At 71.9% G+C, this 17,263-nt stretch carries 17 protein-coding genes and 1 tRNA gene; 8 read left to right on the top strand and 10 right to left on the bottom strand.

Annotation, left to right across the window (positions count from 1 at the left end; all coding sequences use genetic code 11):
• Window positions 1-24: 24 nt before the first annotated feature.
• The 3 genes from O3S82_RS00925 to O3S82_RS00915 all read right to left on the bottom strand — a co-directional run bounded on the left by O3S82_RS00925 (window position 25) and on the right by O3S82_RS00915 (window position 1,066).
• Window positions 25-98 (bottom strand) — tRNA-Gly (locus O3S82_RS00925).
• Between the two features lie 78 nt (window positions 99-176).
• Window positions 177-896 (bottom strand): alpha/beta fold hydrolase, encoded by a 720-nt coding sequence (locus tag O3S82_RS00920; RefSeq protein WP_269304822.1) that lies wholly within the window; start codon window positions 894-896, stop codon window positions 177-179.
• A complete protein-coding gene (locus O3S82_RS00915) occupies window positions 896-1,066 on the bottom strand; it encodes a hypothetical protein (RefSeq protein WP_269304820.1) in 171 nt (56 codons plus the stop codon). The genes O3S82_RS00920 and O3S82_RS00915 overlap by 1 nt, the downstream gene beginning before the upstream one ends.
• Window positions 1,067-1,089: 23 nt before the next feature.
• Here O3S82_RS00915 and O3S82_RS00910 point away from each other — a divergent pair, with 23 nt between their 5' ends.
• From O3S82_RS00910 to O3S82_RS00900, 3 genes are read left to right on the top strand one after another with little or no spacing between them, the layout of a single operon-like run.
• Window positions 1,090-1,842 carry an enoyl-CoA hydratase gene (locus tag O3S82_RS00910; RefSeq protein WP_179426909.1) on the top strand — a complete coding sequence of 251 codons (753 nt, stop codon included), beginning with the start codon at window positions 1,090-1,092 and terminating at the stop codon, window positions 1,840-1,842.
• Window positions 1,843-1,885: 43 nt separating this feature from the next.
• Complete coding sequence (locus O3S82_RS00905) at window positions 1,886-3,166, top strand: uracil-xanthine permease family protein (RefSeq protein WP_179426911.1); 1,281 nt, start codon at window positions 1,886-1,888, stop codon at window positions 3,164-3,166.
• A gap of 18 nt (window positions 3,167-3,184) precedes the next feature.
• Complete coding sequence (locus O3S82_RS00900; protein ID WP_269304818.1) at window positions 3,185-3,916, top strand: sulfite exporter TauE/SafE family protein; 732 nt, start codon at window positions 3,185-3,187, stop codon at window positions 3,914-3,916.
• A 3-nt stretch (window positions 3,917-3,919) separates the two neighbouring features.
• Here O3S82_RS00900 and O3S82_RS00895 read toward each other — a convergent pair whose 3' ends face one another.
• Complete coding sequence (locus O3S82_RS00895) at window positions 3,920-4,936, bottom strand: calcium-binding protein (protein WP_269304817.1); 1,017 nt, start codon at window positions 4,934-4,936, stop codon at window positions 3,920-3,922.
• Between the two features lie 91 nt (window positions 4,937-5,027).
• Complete coding sequence (locus tag O3S82_RS00890; protein WP_179426917.1) at window positions 5,028-5,948, bottom strand: LysR family transcriptional regulator; 921 nt, start codon at window positions 5,946-5,948, stop codon at window positions 5,028-5,030.
• A 363-nt stretch (window positions 5,949-6,311) separates the two neighbouring features.
• Here O3S82_RS00890 and O3S82_RS00885 point away from each other — a divergent pair, with 363 nt between their 5' ends.
• The 5 genes from O3S82_RS00885 to O3S82_RS00865 all read left to right on the top strand — a co-directional run bounded on the left by O3S82_RS00885 (window position 6,312) and on the right by O3S82_RS00865 (window position 11,306).
• Window positions 6,312-8,180: an acyl-CoA dehydrogenase gene (locus tag O3S82_RS00885; protein ID WP_269304816.1), complete on the top strand. Its 1,869-nt coding sequence runs from the start codon at window positions 6,312-6,314 to the stop codon at window positions 8,178-8,180.
• A 148-nt stretch (window positions 8,181-8,328) separates the two neighbouring features.
• Complete coding sequence (locus O3S82_RS00880; RefSeq protein WP_179426921.1) at window positions 8,329-8,838, top strand: hypothetical protein; 510 nt, start codon at window positions 8,329-8,331, stop codon at window positions 8,836-8,838.
• A complete protein-coding gene (locus O3S82_RS00875; RefSeq protein WP_269304813.1) occupies window positions 8,831-9,598 on the top strand; it encodes a maleylpyruvate isomerase family mycothiol-dependent enzyme in 768 nt (255 codons plus the stop codon). The genes O3S82_RS00880 and O3S82_RS00875 overlap by 8 nt, the downstream gene beginning before the upstream one ends.
• Complete coding sequence (locus O3S82_RS00870) at window positions 9,598-10,383, top strand: hypothetical protein (protein ID WP_269304811.1); 786 nt, start codon at window positions 9,598-9,600, stop codon at window positions 10,381-10,383. The genes O3S82_RS00875 and O3S82_RS00870 overlap by 1 nt, the downstream gene beginning before the upstream one ends.
• A gap of 29 nt (window positions 10,384-10,412) precedes the next feature.
• Entirely contained in the window at window positions 10,413-11,306 is an 894-nt protein-coding gene (locus O3S82_RS00865; protein ID WP_269304809.1) for an oxidoreductase, read from the top strand.
• Between the two features lie 88 nt (window positions 11,307-11,394).
• On the opposite strand, the gene O3S82_RS00860 is transcribed toward O3S82_RS00865, so the two are convergent.
• From O3S82_RS00860 to hisC, 5 genes are all read right to left on the bottom strand, one after another.
• A complete protein-coding gene (locus tag O3S82_RS00860) occupies window positions 11,395-12,666 on the bottom strand; it encodes an MFS transporter (RefSeq protein ID WP_179426929.1) in 1,272 nt (423 codons plus the stop codon).
• 102 nt (window positions 12,667-12,768) lie between these two features.
• Window positions 12,769-13,995: a dihydrolipoamide acetyltransferase family protein gene (locus tag O3S82_RS00855; RefSeq protein ID WP_269304806.1), complete on the bottom strand. Its 1,227-nt coding sequence runs from the start codon at window positions 13,993-13,995 to the stop codon at window positions 12,769-12,771.
• Entirely contained in the window at window positions 13,995-14,954 is a 960-nt protein-coding gene (locus O3S82_RS00850; protein WP_269304805.1) for an alpha-ketoacid dehydrogenase subunit beta, read from the bottom strand. Before O3S82_RS00850 ends, O3S82_RS00855 begins: the two co-directional genes overlap by 1 nt.
• The gene (pdhA, locus tag O3S82_RS00845; RefSeq protein ID WP_179426935.1) at window positions 14,945-15,979 is read right to left on the bottom strand and encodes a pyruvate dehydrogenase (acetyl-transferring) E1 component subunit alpha; all 1,035 of its coding nucleotides are present in this window, start codon (window positions 15,977-15,979) and stop codon (window positions 14,945-14,947) included. The genes O3S82_RS00850 and pdhA overlap by 10 nt, the downstream gene beginning before the upstream one ends.
• A 228-nt stretch (window positions 15,980-16,207) precedes the next feature.
• The gene (hisC, locus tag O3S82_RS00840; RefSeq protein WP_269304802.1) at window positions 16,208-17,257 is read right to left on the bottom strand and encodes a histidinol-phosphate transaminase; all 1,050 of its coding nucleotides are present in this window, start codon (window positions 17,255-17,257) and stop codon (window positions 16,208-16,210) included.
• Window positions 17,258-17,263: the final 6 nt, after the last annotated feature.

Here is a 17,263-nt window from a genome sequence, read left to right as displayed (position 1 = left end):
CCATCGTTTTTCATTGCTATGCCGTGGAGCCGGTGACGGGAATCGAACCCGCGTATCTTGCTTGGGAAGCAAGCGCTCTGCCATTGAGCTACACCGGCGGTGTGCCCCGATCGTAACGACTCAGACCACGATGGTGCATTCGGGTACCGGAGCGGGGCTCAATGCCTCATCGTTCGTCAGAGCTGGCGCAGGAAGTCGCGCACGTGGCCGACGAGCTCGGCGGGGCGCTCCTCGGGGATCCAGTGGCCCGTGCCCGAGATCTCGGTGACGGTCACGTTCGGCGGGCCCTCGGCGCGGCGCACGAGCGCGGGCGCGAGGACGAGGTCGCCGGTGCCCGGGAGGAAGAGGAGCGGCACGTCGTCGACCCGGCGGGCGTAGCCGCGGCCCAGCTGCGGGATCTCCTTGAGCAGGAAGGCCCGGTACATCGACTGCCCGGCCCGGGCCCGCGCCGGGTCACGGAACCGCGCCAGGTACTCCTCGCGGACGCCGCGCTCCCAGCGGAACCGCCGCGACGCACCCGCGCGGAAGATCGTCTTCAGCAGCACCTGCCCGGCGCGGCGGTGCAGGAGCGCACCGCCGGGACCGCCCGCGATCGGCTGGTAGGCGAAGCGCCACATCTGGTACCAGGGCACGTCCTCCCACGGCGCCACGATCGCCGCCGCGACGACACCGCGCACCACACCCTGGTGACGGCTCGCGACGAGGAGCGAGGTCCACGCACCCCAGTCGTGCCCGACCAGCACCGGCCGGTCGAGGCCCAGCACCTCGATCGCTCGGGCGACCTCGTCGGCGATGACGCGCTTGTCGTAGGCCTCGGTGCCCTCGGGGACGTCGCTCCAGCCGGCACCGCGCAGGTCGAGCGCGATCACGTGGTGCGTCTCGGCCAGCGCCGGCATCACGTGTCGCCAGCAGAACCAGTGCTGCGGCCACCCGTGCAGCAGCACGAGGGTGGGCGGTCGGCCGAGCGGTGCGCCTCCCCCGCCTCGGCCACGTGCAGGCTCACGCCGTCGACGTCGATCCACCGGTGCTCGACGCCAGGCACCACCGGCAGGGTCCGTTCGGTCATGGGCTGATCGTAGGGTGATCCGCATGACACTCGTCGAGCTCACGCGCGAAGACTCCGTCCGCACGATCACGCTGAACGCCCCCGAGCGCCTCAACGCCCTCGACTGGCCGCTGCTGGAGGAGCTGCGCGCCGCCGTCGAGTCGGTCGCCGCCGACGAGGAGGCCCGTGCACTGGTCGTCACCGGCGCTGGCAAGGCCTTCTGCTCGGGCGCGAACCTCGAGAGCCTCTTCGGCGACACCAGTCGTCCCGCCGACGTGCTGCGCGAGCACCTGATGAACGTCTACGCCTCGTTCCTGGGCATCCGGAACCTCACGATCCCCACCGTCGCGGCCGTCCAGGGCGCTGCCGTGGGCGCCGGACTCAACATCGCACTCGCCTGCGACGTCATCATCGCCGGGCCCGAGGGCGGCTTCGGCCCCACCTTCAGCAAGATCGGCCTGCACCCCGGCGGCGGCTGCACGTGGATGCTCACCCAGCGCATCGGCTCGGCGAACACCGCGGCCGCCCTCTTCAACGGCGACATCATCAAGGCCGACACCGCGCTGCGCCTGGGCATCGCCCAGGAGATCGCCGACGATCCGAAGGCCCGCGCCGCCGAGCTGGCCGCCACGTGGGCGAAGCGCAACCCCAAGCTGATGGCCGACATCAAGAAGTCGGTGGGCGTCGCCGCACGGTCCGACCTGCACGAGTCGCTCAACTTCGAGTCCTGGGCGCAGGCCGAGTCGCTCAGCAGCGAGGAGTTCGCCGCGTTCGCGGCCAAGTTCGCCTCCCGCTGACCCGCGCGACGGCCGTCACCGGCCCGTGAGAAGGTCAGGTTCCATGTGGACCCTGCACGGTGACGGCCAGAACGTGAAGCCCGACGCGATCGTCATGCCCGAGGAGCGGCTCTCGTGGCCGCGCACGCTGGGCTTCGGCGCGCAGCACGTGGTCGCGATGTTCGGCGCGACCTTCCTCGTCCCGATCCTCACGGGCATGCCGCCCACGACCACGCTGTTCTTCTCGGGCTTCGGCACCCTGCTGTTCCTGGCGATCACCCGCGGCAGGCTGCCCAGCTACCTCGGCTCCTCGTTCGCCTTCATCGCCCCGGTCCAGGCGCTCGTCGCCGACGGCGACATGGGCGCCGCGCTGTTCGGCATCATGTGCACCGGCGTCCTGCTGGCGATCATCGGCTTCGTCGTCCAGGCCACCGGCTCCAGGTGGCTCGATGCGCTCATGCCCCCGGTCGTCACCGGCGCGATCGTCGCCCTGATCGGCTTCGCCCTGGCGGGCGCGGCCACCACCAACTACGCGGTCGCCCCGTGGCTGGCCACGCTGACGCTCGCCGTGATCTGCCTGTCGGCGGTGGTGCTGCGCGGGTTCGCCGCCCGCCTGTCGATCCTGTTCGGCATGGTCGTCGGATACGCGGCCGCGGCCATCAGCGGTCAGCTCGACTTCGGCAACGTCGAGAAGGCGGCCTGGTTCGGCCTCCCCGACTTCCACACCCCGACCGCCGACTGGTCGGTGCTGCCGATGTTCCTGCCGATCGTGCTCGCGCTCGTCGCCGAGAACGTCGGCCACGTGCGCAGCGTCGCCCACCTCACCGGCCGTCCCGCCATCAACGACGAGTCCGGCCGCGCGCTCATCGCCGACGGCCTCGCCACCACGCTGGCGGGCGGCTTCGGCGGCTCGGCCACCACCACGTACGGCGAGAACATCGGCGTCATGACCGCGACGCGCGTCTTCTCCACCGCGGCCTACGTGGTCGCTGGCGTCGTCGCGATGCTGCTGAGCCTCTCCCCGAAGTTCGGTGCCCTGCTCATGACGATCCCCGAGGGGGTCATCGGCGGCGTCACCGTCGCGCTCTACGGCCTCATCGGCCTGATCGGCGTGCGGATCTGGATGGACAACCGGGTCGACTTCGCCAACCCCGTGAACATGTACACGGCCGCGGCCGCCCTGATCATCGGCATCGGCAACCTCACGCTCACCAGCGGAGACGTCTCCGTCGCCGGCATCACGCTGGGCTCGGTCGCCGCGATCGTGATCTACCACGTCATGCGGGTGCTCCAGCGCGATCCCGACGCCGAGCTGTCCAAGGAGACGTTCGACCCCGGCGCCTGACCCTGTAGACATGGGCGGGTGGACCCCGCTCTGGTGCTGCTCGTCGCGGCGTGCGCGTTCGCGACGTCGGCGCTCACCGCGGTCCTGGGCTTCGGTGGCGGCATCGTCCTGCTCGCGGTGCTCGTCGCGTTCCTCGACCCGCTCGTCGCGATCCCGCTGCACGCGGCGATCCAGGTGGTCTCGAACGGCTCCCGCACGATCGTCCGCCGGCGCGACGTCGACTGGCGCATCGTCTGGCGCACCTCGATGCTGCTCCTGCCCGCCGGACTGCTGACCCTCAGCCTGGCCCGCCAGGCGCCCGACGCGGTGCTGCAGATCGCGATCGCCGTCACCGTCCTGGCCGCGACCTGGCTGCCCGTGTGGCTCTCGAGGCCGCTGCCCGCCCTCAGCTCGGGCGGCTGGATCGCGATGGGCGGCGTCCTCGGCGCGCTCAACCCCGTGGTCGGCGCCACCGGTCCGCTCGCCGCGCCGTTCTTCCGCGCGGGCACCCGTGACCGCCTCGGCTTCGTCGGCACGTTCGCCGCGTCCCAGGTGGCCGGGCACCTGGCGAAGCTCGTGCTGTTCGGGTCGATCGGGCTGCTGCCCGCCGCCCAGGCGCCGGCGGCCGCGGCCGGCATCGTCGGCGTGATCGCCGGCACCTGGGTGGGCAGTCGCGTGCTCGACCGCATGCCCGAGCGCCGCTTCGACCGGATCTACCTCGTGGCGATCACGGCCGTCGCGGCCTGGCTGCTGCTCGACGCGTTGGCCTGAGCCTCAGCTGTCGCCGGGGCCGGGAGGCCAGGGGTACGACGTGTCGCCCTTGAGCGCCTTCCAGGTGACCTTCTCGCAGGACGCGTCGACGGTGGCCGTGCCCACGAGCCCCTTGTAGGTCATGAACGTCACGACGTCGTACCCGTCGCCGCAGTCCACCCGGGCGCCGCGCGCCACCTGGCTGATCGTGAACGTGTCGTCACCCGGGCCGCCGTAGGCCTGGTCGGAGTCGCTGACCCCGATCCCGTCGTTGCCCTCGTCGCCGCGGATCGTGTCCACGCCGACGTCGCCGGACAGGGTGTCGTTCCCCGGTCCACCGTCGACGATGTCGTCGCCCGAGCCGCCCTTCAGCAGGTCGTGTCCGACCCCGCCGTAGAGCCAGTCGGCACCCTCGTCACCGTCGAGCCAGTCGTCGCCGTCGCCGCCGTCGAGTCGATCATTCTCGGTGCCGCCCGTGAGCGTGTCGTTCCCGAGGGCTCCGTAGAGCTCGTCGGCACCCGCCTCGCCGTGCGAGCTGTCGTCACCGTCCCATCCCTGGAGGATGTCCTGACCGTCCCCGCCGCTGAGGCTGTCGTTGCCGGCGTCGCCGCGCATCCAGTCGTCGCCCGCCCCGCCGAGGAGCTGGTCGTTGCCGTGCTCGCCCCCGAGGCTGTCGTTCCCACCCTCGCCGAAGAGCCGGTCGTCCCCGCCGCTGCCGAGCAGGGCGTCATTCCCGTCGCCGCCGTAGAGCCGGTCGACGCCCCCGATCACGGCGTTGCTGTCGGCGTCGCCGATGAGCGTGTCGCTGCCCGATCCCCCGTAGACGATGTCGTCGCCGCCGAGCGCGGCCGTGTGGTCGTCGCCGCCGAGCAGCTGGATCGTGTCGGCCTCGTTCGTGCCGTCGAACCAGTCCGGTCCCTCGGTGCCGGTGAGCGAGGCCGCGAAGGCCGGCGCACCCGCGGCGAGCACCACGGCGGTAGCGAGGCCGGCCGGCCAGAGTCGACGACGCCGGCGGCTGGCGGCGTGCATGGCTGAGCTCATCTGATCCCCCGATCGAATGACGCGACCGACTCGCTGCCGGCGCGTGTGAGTGGGCTCAGCGTATGGCCTCGTCGAGGGGACGCAAGCGGAATCAGGGCGCGCCGTGGCGATCGGCCACCGCGCGAGCCTCCTCGCGCAGCGCCTGCACGCAGAACCGCACGCTCGGCCGCTCGAAGCGGTCGGGTCGCAGGACGGCCGTGATCTCGCGCCGGGCGCGGATCCCGACGAGGGGCCGAGTCACGAGTCCGTTGTCGCGCGTCCGGGTGGTGAAGCGCGGCAGGATCGCGATGCCGTGACCCGCAGCGACGACCGCCTCGACCACGCCGTTGTCGTCGAAGCGCTGCGCGATGCGCACGGACTCGCCCGTGACCGCGACGAGCTGCTGCAGCACGCGGTCGTAGGGGTAGCCGTGCGGCGCGCCGATCCACGTCTCGCCCACCACGTCCTTGGGCGAGAGGCTCGCCTTGGAGGCCAGGCGGTGGTGCTCGGGCAGCGCCACGTCGAGGGGCTCGCGCATGAGCGAGACCAGCTGGAGGCCGCGCTCGTGCCACTCCTCGGTGGCGGCCGGCGAGTCGGCCACGACGACGTCGAACTGGGCCACCATGTCGAGCACGTCGAACCGCAGCGTGGGGTCGCGGTCGGTGCAGATGAGGTTCACCGCGGGCTCGGCCGTGACGCGCGACAGCAGTCCCGGCAGCAGCATCTCGCCGCCGGTGGGGAAGACCGTGAGCGTGACGTCGCCCGCCGGCCCTCCGAGGTACTCGCGCCACCTGGCCTCGGCGCGCTCCAGGGCGACCGCCACCTCGGTCGCGGTCTCGGCCAGCGCGCGTCCCGCCGCGGTCAGCCGGACCCCGCGCCCGGCGGGCTCGAGGAGCGGCACGCCCGCCTCGGCCTCGAGCAGCTTGAGCTGCTGCGACACCGCCGAGGGTGTGACGTTCATCTCGTCCGCGACGGCGCCGACGGTGCCCCGTTCGGCCAGTTCCCGCAACATTCCAAGGCGTCGAGGATCCATGTAGACAAACTACACGTTAGGCATAGTTTCGTTGGATTGTGCTTGACAATTGAAGAGTCCACGATGGAGGAAACGAAAGGAGCTGCACCATGACCTTCCTCGCCCTCTCCGGCGCCCTGGCCCTCGTCGCCGGCACGGTCCACACCGCGTACCTCGTGGCCACCGACGGCCTGCAGCGCGTCCCCGCGCGTCGCGCCTGACGCACCCTTCCGAAAGCGACCCGACTCCCCCGCGGAGACGGGTCGTTTCTCTTTTCACCGAACACCTTTTGCCTGCGCGTGACAGCGGGCTACTATGTAGTTACTGACCAGTAGAACCGGCCAGTAACACTGGCAGTCCCCTTTCCCGGAGGTCCCACGGCCCATGAGCCACTACAAGAGCAACCTGCGCGACGTCGAGTTCAACCTCTTCGAGCTGTTCGATCGTCAGTCGATCCTCGGCACCGGCCCCTTCGACGAGGTCGACGTCGACACGGCGAAGAGCATCCTCTCCGAGGTCGAGCGCCTCGCGCGTGAGGACCTCGCCGCGTCCTTCGTCGATGCCGACCGCAACCCGCCGGTCTTCGATCCCGCCACGCACACCATGACGCAGAACCCGGCGTTCAAGGAGAGCTACCAGAAGTGGATCGACGCCGAGTGGTGGCGCCTCCAGCTGCCCACCGAGCTCGGCGGCCAGCCCGCCCCCTCGTCCCTCGTGTGGGCGATGGGCGAGTTCGTGCTCGGCTCCAACCCCGCCATCTGGATGTACGGCGCCGGCCCGGCCTTCAGCCGCGTCGTGTGGGAGAACGGCACCGAGCGCGACCAGAAGATCGCGCAGATCATGATCGACCGCAAGTGGCTGACCACGATGGTCCTCACCGAGCCCGACGCCGGCTCCGACGTCGGCGCCGGCCGCACCAAGGCCTTCCCCAACGAGGACGGCTCGTGGCGCATCGAGGGCGTCAAGCGCTTCATCACCTCCGCCGTGAGCGACCTCGGCGAGAACACGATGCACCTCGTGCTCGCGCGCCCCGTCGGCGTCGAGGGCGTCGGCGGCCCGGGCACCAAGGGCCTGTCGCTCTTCCTCGTGCCCGAGCACCACTTCGACCACGAGACCGGCGAGCTGACGGGCGAGCGCAACGGCGTCTACGTCACCAACGTCGAGAAGAAGATGGGCATCAAGGTCTCGGCCACGTGCGAGGTCACCTTCGGCGACCCGCAGCTCGGCGGCCAGGCCACCGGCTGGCTGCTCGGCGAGGTGCACGACGGCATCAACCAGATGTTCCGCGTCATCGAGAACGCCCGCATGATGGTCGGCTCGAAGGCGATCGCGACGCTGTCGACCGGCTACCTCAACGCGCTCGAGTACGCCAAGGAGCGTGTCCAGGGTGCCGACCTGACGAACCCCGCCAAGGACGCCCCGCGCGTCACGATCACGCACCACCCCGACGTCCGCCGCTCACTGCTCACGCAGAAGGCGTTCGCCGAGGGCCTGCGCTCGCTCATGCTCTACACGGCCACGTTCCAGGACGAGGTCCAGATCAAGAAGGAGTCGGGCGAGGACGCGAGCCTGGCCGCCGCGGTCAACGACCTGCTGCTGCCGATCGTCAAGGGCTACGGCTCCGAGCGGTCGTGGGTCCTGCTGGGCACCGAGTCGCTGCAGACGTTCGGCGGCTCGGGCTTCCTGCAGGAGTACCCGCTCGAGCAGTACGTCCGCGACGCCAAGATCGACACCCTCTACGAGGGCACGACGGCGATCCAGGGCCAGGACCTGTTCTTCCGCAAGATCGTGAAGGATCAGGGCCGCGCGCTGGGCTACCTGTCCGAGCAGATCAAGTCCTTCATCGACAACGAGGCCGGCAACGGTCGCCTCAAGGTCGAGCGCGACCTGCTCGCCCAGGGCCTCGACGACACCACCGCGGTCATCACCGCGATGTTCACCGACCTCATGGCCTCGAACCCGGCCGACGAGAACGGCGACATCCGCAACGTCTACAAGGTCGCGCTGAATACCACGCGCCTCGTGTACGTGCTCGGCGACCTGGTCGTGTCGTGGCTGCTGCTGCGCGGCGCCGAGGTGGCGCAGGCCAAGCTCGACGCCGGCGCCTCGGGCGCGGACAAGTCGTTCTACGAGGGCAAGGTCGCCGCGGCGTCCTTCTTCGCCAAGACGGTCCTGCCCCGCCTCGCGGCCGAGCGTGCGATGGCCGAGACCGTCGACCTCGACGTCATGGAGCTCGACGAAGCGGCCTTCTGAGCCAGCCTCCTCCGCCACCCCTTTCCCCACTCTTGGAACGCGATGCACGCTTTCCGGCGCGCGAACGGTGCAACTCGTTCCAAAAGTGGAGAGGGGGAGGGCGCGCGGGGTGACCGGCGCCGCGCGTGAGTCCCTCTAGGCTGGGCGGGTGGAGCTGACCCGACGACGCTGGTACCTCGTAGCGGGCCTGCTCGCCGCGCTGGCGTGGATCGCCGGCACGGCCTTCGCCGCGTCCGCGTGGGACCCGCTGCGCGAGGCGGAGGTCGTCCCCGTGGGCCAGCCCATCCAGGCGAACGGGTCCGACGACCTCGCCGTCCTCACCGACCTGCCGCAGCCCGAGCGCGCGATCTCGTGCGTGGCCCGCAACGGCAAGGAGCGCACCCCGGTGCCGCCGGCCACGGTGGACATCGTGGTCGACAGCGACGGCAGCCGCTGGCACCTCATCGGCGTCCTGTCCGACGCCCCCGACGAGACGCGCATCGTGTGCCGTCCCGACGACAAGCAGACCGACACCGCTCGCTACGGGACCGCCCTGGTGGACCTCGAGAGCCGCGTCGGGACGGGCCGGGCGATCGCCTGGACCGGGCTCATCGCGGGACTGGGGCTGGCCGGTGCCACCCTGACCGCACGCACCCGCAGGATCCTCGCCCATGACTGACCTCAGCCTCTACGTCGCCGCCTGGCGGCAGTCCGCCGCCGCCGTGCTCGCGCTCGAGCCGGCCGACTGGGACGTCCCCACCGACCTGCCCGGCTGGACCGCGAAGGACGTGCTCGCGCACCTGGTCCACCTCGAGCGCGTGATGGTCGAGGGCGAGACCGACGTGATCGGCGGCGGCAGCGTCCCGGCCGACTACACGAACGCTGGCGTCGCCGCCCTGCGCGACATGCCGGTGGAGCAGCTGCGCGCCGACCTGGCCGACCTCGTCGCCCGGCGCGCGAAGACCCTCGAGGAGCTGCCCGACCCGCAGGCCGCCGCCATGAACACCCCGGCCGGCGTCGAGTGGACGTGGGACGTCGCGCTGCGCAACCGGGTGATCGACCTGTGGTCGCACGAGCAGGACATTCGTCGCGCCGTGGGACTGCCCGGAGGCCTCGACGCGCTCGGCGCGCAGGTCACCGTGGGCACGTTCGCCGCCGCGCTGCCGTACGTCCTGGGCCGCAAGGCCGGGGCGCCCGTGGGCAGCGTGGTGCGCTGGGTCGTCACCGGCCCGGTCCCGCTGGACTCCACGATCGGCGTGGGCGACGACGGTCGTGCCCGCCGCACCGACGCCGAGCCCACCGCCACCGTGCGGATGGACACCGAGGCGTTCGCGATCCTCGCGGCAGGTCGCCGCGACCCCGACGGGGTCGAGGTCGAGATCGACGGCGACCGGGAGCTGGCCGAGCGCGTCCTGGGCGCCATGGCCGTCACCACCTGATGCGTCCCGGGCCGGCAGTCCCCGTCGCGCGGCTGGTCCGCCTGGCGCGACGCGGCCTCGCCCGGCTCCAGCGCAGTCCTCGCACACCGCGAAGGTTCGCGGCGGCCCCCGTCCTCGCCCCCGAGGTCGCGCAGCGACTTCGCGAGCGCATCGAGCAGCTGACCCCCGCCGATCGCCGCGCCCTGGATCCCACGAGCCATCCGCGCGACTTCCGCCAGCCCAACGACACGTCGTGCGGCGCGGCGTCGCTCGTCGTGTCGCGGATGCTGCACGACGAGGCCTACGCGCTCTGGCTGACCACGGGCCACGACGTCCGCAGCGGTGCCACCGACGCCACGCCATTCGCCGAGCGCTGGCCCGCGGAGGTCGTGCGGATGCACCGCCGCGTCTCCGGCCTGCGCGACCACGACGGCGACCTCCAGTGGCCGTGGCTGCGCGTCGTCGGCACCTCGCCGTGGGGCGCCGCCCGCCAGATGACCGGCGAGGGCGGCTCGGGACTCCCCGGCCACTCCTACGAGGCGCGCACCCTCGACCCCGACGACCTGGCCTCCGCCTTCGACCTGGTCCTGGCGGCCGTCGAGGCCGGCCACACCGTGCCGCTCTACGTGGGCGACGAGGTCCGTCCGGCGCACGTCGTGCTGGCCGTGTCCGCCCGTGACGGCGCGGCGCACGTCTTCGAGCCGAGCGCGGGCCGCCTCGCGCGGGTCGACCGCGACGCGTTCGCCACCGCGACCCTCCGGCTCGGCGGCTGGTCCGTGCCGTGGTTCGCGGTGCTGCCGCGCTGACTGGGGCACCTTCGGGCACACTCGGGGCCATGACCTGGAGCACCGAGGACATCGGCGACCTGACCGGCAGACGCGTGCTCGTCACGGGCGCCACGAGCGGCATCGGCACCGAGACCGCACGCGAGCTGCTGCGTCACGGCGCTGACGTCACGATCACGGCGCGGGACGACCGGAAGGCGGCCGCCACCGTGGCCGACCTCGGCGGCGACGTCGAGGTGGTGACGCTCGACCTGGCCGACGTGCCGGGCACGATCGCCGCGGCGCAGGGGCTGGTCGACGCCGGCGAGCGCTTCGACGTGCTGGTGAACAACGCCGGCGTCATGGTGCCGCCGTACACGCAGACGATGGACGGCTTCGAGCTGCAGATCGCCACCAACCACCTCGGGCACTTCGCGTGGACCGCCACGCTGTGGCCGCTGCTGCGTGAGGGCGCCACGCGGGTGGTGACCGTGTCGTCGCTGGCGCACGCCTCCACGAAGGGCATCGACCTGCGGTCGCTGGAGCCGAACGGCGACCCGCGCCGCTACAGCCGCTGGCGGTCCTACGCCGAGTCGAAGCTGGCCAACCTGCTGTTCATGAAGGAGCTCGACCGGCGGGTGAAGGCCGTCGGCCTCGGTCTGGTCTCGGTCGGCGCGCACCCGGGTCTGACGTCGACGAACCTGACGAAGACCACCGGGTCGGCGATGCACCACCTCGCCGGTGCCTTCAGCCAGTCGTCGCGAGCCGGGGCGTGGCCGTCGCTGCGCGCCGCGACCGATCCGACCTTCACCGGCGGCGAGTACGTCGGCCCCGCGCGCCTGCGTCAGACCCGCGGACGACCGAAGACCGTGGGGATGACCTCCGCGGCACGCGACCCCCGCCTCGCCGCCGAGGTGTGGGCGGCCAGCGAGTCCGCCACCGGCGTCGTCTTCGAGGTCGCCTAGCCGTCCGCCCCTCCGAGATGTGCTCCGATTTCGACCTTTCAACCGTCTTGAAAGGTCGAAATCGAAGCACATCTCGGCAAGGGGCAGGTCAGCCGAGGCCGGCGTGGCGGGCCCAGCGCTCGGGGTCGTCGCGGACCAGGCGGGCGCGGGTCTTCACCCGGTAGCGCCACACCTGCACGAGCCCGAGTCCCCACAGGACGTACTGGAAGCTCATGGCGGCCTTGTAGTTCTGGTCCGTGTGGTCGAGGATCACGCCCACCGCGACCACGGTGACCAGGCTGGCCAGGAATCCCGCCTGGTTGACGATCCCGGTCGCGGCGGAGAGCCGGTCCACCGGGTTCGAGGTGCGCACGAGGTCGAAGCCGATCATGGCGGCGGGTCCACCGACGCCCACCGCGATCACCAGCACGACGAGCATCCAGCGGGGCGCGTCGCCGGGCCACGCGAGGACCGCCGTCCACGCGGCCATGATCGCCAGGACGATGCCCATGACGAGGGTGGACCGGTGCCACGGATGGCTCGCGATGAAGCGGCCGAGCACGGGTCCGGCGAACATGACGGCGACGACCATCACGGTCAGCAGCGTGCCCGCGAAGTTCTCCGAGGTGTGCTCGCCCTCGACGAAGAACGGGTAGCCCCACAGCAGACCGAGCACGGTCGAGCTGAACTGCGTGACGAAGTGCATCCAGAACCCGAGCCGGGTGCCGGGGTGCTCCCACGAGTCGGCCAGCGACCGCCGGATGTTCGTCCACGACAACGCCGGCCCGCGCACCGAGCGCGAGTGCGGCTCGTCGCGCACGCGCAGCAGCACCGCGAGCGTGATGATCAGGCCGAACGAGGCGGCCAGGAGGTACGCCCGCGTCCAGCCGAACGTGCTGAGGGCCCAGGTCATCGGCACCGCGGCGATGATCGCGCCCAGCTGCCCGATCGGGCCGGTCATCAGCGTGATCTGCGGGATCTGGCGTGGCGAGAACCACGAGGTCACGAGGCGCAGCAGGCACACGAAGGTCATCGCGTCGCCCATGCCGACGAAGAACCGGGCCACGAGCGCGGTCGGGTAGGACTCGGCGAACGCGAACGCCGTCTGCGACAGCGTGAGGAGCACCGCGCCCGCGAGCATCACGGCGCGTGGGCCGAAGCGGTCGACCGCGAGCCCCACCGGGATCTGCATGCCCGCGTAGACCAGCAGCTGCAGCATCACGAACGCCGAGAGCTGCGCGGCGCCGATGTCGAAGCGCTCGGAGGCGACGAGGCCGGCGACGGCCAGCGAGGAGCGGTGGAAGACCGCGAGCAGGTAGGCGGCCAGCCCGATCAGCCAGACGGTGTAGGCGCCCGGATGGTGTCGGTCCTGGACGCTCACCGATCCAGTGTGCGCCTGCAGCGCTGGGCGTGACGTTTCGGGGGTCGATTCGCGCCTTTCACCCCGCGAACGTCACGCCCAGCGCTTCAGAGGACCAGTGCTTCAGAAGGCCAGCGCCAGGCCCGGGTCCTCGAGGATCGCGGCGACGTCGGCGAGGAAGCGCGAGGCCTGCTCGCCGTCGGCGACGCGGTGGTCGAACGTGACCGCGAGCGTCGTGACCCAGCGCGGGACGACCTCGTCGCCCACGACCCACGGCCGCTTCGCGATCTGGCCGAGCGCGAGGATCCCCGACTGTCCCGGCGGCAGGATCGGCGTGCCGCCGTCGATCCCGAAGACGCCGATGTTCGTCAGCGTGAACGTGCCGCCGGCCATCTGGTCGGGCTGGATCCGCCCGGCGCGCGCGGTGGCGACGAGCTCGTCGATCGCGCGACCGAGGTCGGGCAGCGCCAGGCCGTCGGCCTCGCGCACGACCGGCACCACGAGCCCCCGCTCGGTGGCCGCCGCGATGCCGAGCCCCACCGAGGCGGGGTGCTCGATCGTGGACTCGTTCCACCGGGCGTGGAGGTCGGGTGTGCGACGCAGGGCGAGGCAGACCGCGCGGGCCGTCAGCAGTGTCGTGGTGACCCGGACGCCCTCGAACCGCCGGTCGCGCTTGAGCCGCTCGACGAGGTCGACCGAGGCCGACACGTCGACCGTGACCCACTCGGTGGCCTGGGGGACGGCGACCGAGGCGATCATCGCCTCGGCCGTCGCCCGCCGCACCCCCGAGACCGGAGCCGCGGTGACGGCGTCGGCGCCGTGGCCGCGGGCGAACGCCTCGACCTCCGCACGCGTGACGACCGCACCGCTGGACGGCACCTGGGTCAGGTCGACGCCGAGGTCCTTCGCGAGCTTGCGCACCGGCGGCTTGGCCAGCACGCGCACCGAGGCGCGCGGGGCGCTCTCGGCCGCAGGCGTGGCGCGGTTCCGCCGGCGGCGGCGACCCGTGCTCGGACCGTAGCCGACGAGGACCTCGAGCCTCTTCTCCTCCGGTGCGGGCGCCTCGACGGGCTCCTCCGCGACGGGCGTGGCGGTGGCCTCACCCGACCCGATCCGCACGATCGGCGTGCCGACCGAGACGGTCTGGCCCTCGGAGACCAGCAGCTCCTCGACCCGGCCCGCGAACGGACTGGGCAGCTCGACGATCGACTTCGCCGTCTCGATGTCGACGAGCGGCGCGTTGACCGCGACCTCGTCGCCGACCTTGACGTGCCACGTGACGATCTCGGCCTCGGTGAGGCCCTCGCCGACGTCGGGCAGGCGGAACTCTCCGGACGTGAGCGTGCTCATCAGAACTCCCCCGTGACGTCGACGGCGTCGAGGATCCGCTCGACGCTGGGCAGGTGGTCGTGCTCGACCCGGCAGGGCGGGTAGGGCATGTCGTAGCCCGTGACGCGCTGCACCGGGGCCTCCAGCGAGTAGAAGCACTCCTGCGTGATCCGCGTGGCCAGCTCGGCACCGAGGCCGAGCGTGCGCGCGGCCTCGTGCACCACGACGACGCGACCCGTGCGCTTGACCGACTCCATCACCGGACCCAGGTCCAGCGGCGAGAGCGAGCGCAGGTCGATGACCTCGAGCGACGCCTCGGCCTCGTCGGCCGCGGACAGGCACGTCTTCACGACAGGGCCATAGCCCACGACCGTGACGTCGGAGCCCTCGCGGGCGACGCGGCTCTGGTGCAGGCCGATGCCGGCCTCGTCGCCGACCTCGCCGGTGTCCCAGTAGCGCTGCTTCGGCTCCAGGAAGATCACCGGGTCGTCCGACGCGATCGCCTGGCGCATCATCCAGAAGGCGTCGTGCGCGTTCGACGGCGTCACCACCGTGAGTCCCGGCGTCATGACGAACTGCGCCTCGGGGCTCTCGGAGTGGTGCTCGACCGCGCCGATCCCGCCGCCGTAGGGGATCCGGATGACGAGCGGCACCTTCACGGCGCCCTCGCTGCGGAACCGGAGCCGCGCCACCTGGTTCACGATCTGGTCGTAGGCCGGGTAGACGAACCCGTCGAACTGGATCTCCACGACCGGACGGAAGCCGCGGTAGGCCATGCCGACCGCGGCGCCGACGATGGCGGACTCGGCCAGCGGCGTGTCCATCACCCGCTGGTCGCCGAAGTCCTTCTGCAGGCCGTCGGTGACGCGGAAGACGCCGCCGAGCCGGCCGATGTCCTCGCCCATCAGGACGACCTTCGCGTCGTCGTCCATCGCTGCTCGCAGGCCCGCGTTGAGGGCCTTGCCGATGCTCAGCTCCATGACCGCACCTCCTCGCGCTGGGCCACCAGCTCCGGTGGCAGGTCGGCGTACACGTGCTCGAAGAGCTCCGCGAGATCGGGATCGGGCAGGTTGCGGCAGACGTCGCGCAGGTGGGCGCCGAGCTCGTCGGCCTCGGCCTGCACCCGGGCGTCGAACTCGGCGAAGCCGGGATCGGTCCGCTCGAGCAGGGTCCGGAGCCGCAGCAGCGGGTCGCGCTCGGCCCACGCGTCGGCCTCGTGCGGGTCGCGGTAGCGGCTGGGGTCGTCCGACGTGGTGTGCGCGCCCATCCGGTAGGTGACCGCCTCGATGAGGGTGGGCCCGCCGCCCGAGCGCGCCTTCGCCAGCGCCTCGGAGGTGACCTGGTGCACCGCGAGCACGTCGTTGCCGTCCACCCGGACGCCCTCGAAGCCGAAGCCCGCGGCGCGCTGCGCGATCGGCACGCGGGTCTGGCGCTCCAGCGGGATGCTGATCGCGTAGTGGTTGTTCTGGCAGAAGAAGACGACCGGCGCGTGGTACGACGCGGCCCAGGCGAAGGCCTCGTTCGTGTCGCCCTGACTGGTGGCGCCGTCGCCGAAGTACGTGACGACCGCGTCCTCCTTGCCCTCGAGCGTGAGGCCGATGCCGTAGCCGACGGCGTGCAGCGTCTGGGCGCCGATGATGATCGCCGGCAGCGCGTAGCCGTACTGGGCGGGGTCCCAGCCGCCCAGGCTCGTGCCGCGGAAGAGGCCGAGCAGCAGCGCCGGGTCGAGTCCGCGGCACCACGCGACGGCGTGCTCGCGGTAGGACGGGAAGACGAAGTCGTTCGGCGCGAGGGCGCGGCCGCTGCCGATCTGGGCGGCCTCCTGGCCGAGCATCGGGGCCCACAGCCCCAGCTCGCCGTGCCGCTGCAGGGCGAACGCCTCGGAGTCGATGCGCCGGGCGAGCACGAGGTCTCGGTGGAACCCGCGCAGGTCCTCGGGGGTGAAGTCGTGCGCCGCGACGAGCTCTCCGTCTGGCGCCAGGGTCTGGGAGATGGGTAGGCCCATGACTGCCTCCTTGCCGGGGGCGGGATCACCGCCCTCATGACACGGCCAACGCTCGATGGTGGTGAGCGCGCGGCCGTCGATGTGACAGGCATCACATCTGATCCGAGGCTAGCAGGTGCGGCGGTGCCCCCGGCGGGCGACCGAACGAGGTTTCCTGTCACTTCGCGAGGTTCGCGAACCTCGTGAAGTGACAGTTTCCCCGGTTAACCGGGGAAACCGGCGGGGTCGTCAGCGCCGGAAGGCGGCGGCGCGAGCGAGGAAGGCGTCGTTGATCTCGGGCGTGCCGATGGTGACGCGGACGCCCTCGGGGAAGGGGCGCACCGAGATCGGGTGGGCGTGCTCGGCGAACTCGGCCGAGCGCTCGCCGAGCGGCAGCCACACGAAGTTGGCGTGGCTCGACGGCACGTCCCAGCCCTGCTCGCGCAGCGCGTCGAACACGCGAGTGCGCTCGGCGACGACCGCCTCGACGCGCTCCTCCAGCTCGGCCTGCGCCTCGAGGGAGGCCAGCGCCGCCGCCTGCGCGATGTCGGTGACGCCGAACGGCGGCAGCGCCTTGCGGATCGCCTCGGTGATCGCGGGGTGGGCCGTCGAGTAGCCGATCCGCAGGCCCGCGAGTCCGTACGCCTTCGAGAACGTCCGCAGCACGACGACGTTCGCGTGGCGCGCCAGCGCGGCGGCGCCCGCGAGCGCGTCGGGGTCGCGCACGAACTCCACGTACGCCTCGTCGACGACCACCAGCACGGTGGTCGGCACGCGCGCCATGAACTCCTCGAACTCGGCCTCGGTGACGACCGGGCCCGTCGGGTTGTTCGGGGTGCAGACCAGCACGACCTTCGTGCGCTCGGTGATCGCGTCGGCCATCGCCGGCAGGTCGTGGCGGTGGTCGGCGGTCAGCGGCACCCGCACCGAGGTGGCGCCGGGCAGGTCCACCGCGATCGGGTAGGCCTCGAACGAGCGCCACGGGTAGACGACCTCGTCGCCCGGCCCGCACCACGCGTCGAGCAGGCCGAACAGCACCGAGACCGACCCGGTGCCGAACGCGAAGTGGTCGGTCGACAGCCCGTGGCGCTCGGCGAGCGCCTCGCCCAGCGCGGTCACGCCGGGATCGGGGTAGCGGTTCATCCGCGCGAGCCCCGCGGCGGCGCGCTCGACGACACCGGGCAGCGGGGGGAACGGGTTCTCGTTGCTCGAGAGCTTGTGGCTCTCGTCGAGGGCCGGACGGCCCGGGCGGTAGGCCGGGATGGCGGCCAGGACCTGGCGGGGTCGGGGGTCGGTCATGGCATG

This window comes from Aeromicrobium sp. HA (assembly GCF_027171405.1).
In the GTDB taxonomy this organism is placed as follows: domain Bacteria; phylum Actinomycetota; class Actinomycetes; order Propionibacteriales; family Nocardioidaceae; genus Aeromicrobium; species Aeromicrobium tamlense.
The sequence above is the reverse complement of the archived record's forward strand: the minus strand, read 5'-3'. Positions and strand labels throughout refer to the sequence as shown.

Coding starts and splice junctions, on each gene's coding strand:
- O3S82_RS00850 (WP_269304805.1), bottom strand. CDS start 14,954: ATGGAGCTGAGCATCGGCAAGGCCCTCAACGCGGGCCTGCGAGCAGCG.
- O3S82_RS00865 (WP_269304809.1), top strand. CDS start 10,413: ATGACCTGGAGCACCGAGGACATCGGCGACCTGACCGGCAGACGCGTG.
- O3S82_RS00895 (WP_269304817.1), bottom strand. CDS start 4,936: ATGAGCTCAGCCATGCACGCCGCCAGCCGCCGGCGTCGTCGACTCTGG.
- O3S82_RS00885 (WP_269304816.1), top strand. CDS start 6,312: ATGAGCCACTACAAGAGCAACCTGCGCGACGTCGAGTTCAACCTCTTC.
- O3S82_RS00910 (WP_179426909.1), top strand. CDS start 1,090: ATGACACTCGTCGAGCTCACGCGCGAAGACTCCGTCCGCACGATCACG.
- O3S82_RS00920 (WP_269304822.1), bottom strand. CDS start 896: ATGCCGGCGCTGGCCGAGACGCACCACGTGATCGCGCTCGACCTGCGC.
- O3S82_RS00890 (WP_179426917.1), bottom strand. CDS start 5,948: ATGGATCCTCGACGCCTTGGAATGTTGCGGGAACTGGCCGAACGGGGC.
- O3S82_RS00915 (WP_269304820.1), bottom strand. CDS start 1,066: ATGACCGAACGGACCCTGCCGGTGGTGCCTGGCGTCGAGCACCGGTGG.
- pdhA (WP_179426935.1), bottom strand. CDS start 15,979: ATGGGCCTACCCATCTCCCAGACCCTGGCGCCAGACGGAGAGCTCGTC.
- O3S82_RS00870 (WP_269304811.1), top strand. CDS start 9,598: ATGCGTCCCGGGCCGGCAGTCCCCGTCGCGCGGCTGGTCCGCCTGGCG.
- hisC (WP_269304802.1), bottom strand. CDS start 17,257: ATGACCGACCCCCGACCCCGCCAGGTCCTGGCCGCCATCCCGGCCTAC.
- O3S82_RS00875 (WP_269304813.1), top strand. CDS start 8,831: ATGACTGACCTCAGCCTCTACGTCGCCGCCTGGCGGCAGTCCGCCGCC.
- O3S82_RS00905 (WP_179426911.1), top strand. CDS start 1,886: ATGTGGACCCTGCACGGTGACGGCCAGAACGTGAAGCCCGACGCGATC.
- O3S82_RS00855 (WP_269304806.1), bottom strand. CDS start 13,995: ATGAGCACGCTCACGTCCGGAGAGTTCCGCCTGCCCGACGTCGGCGAG.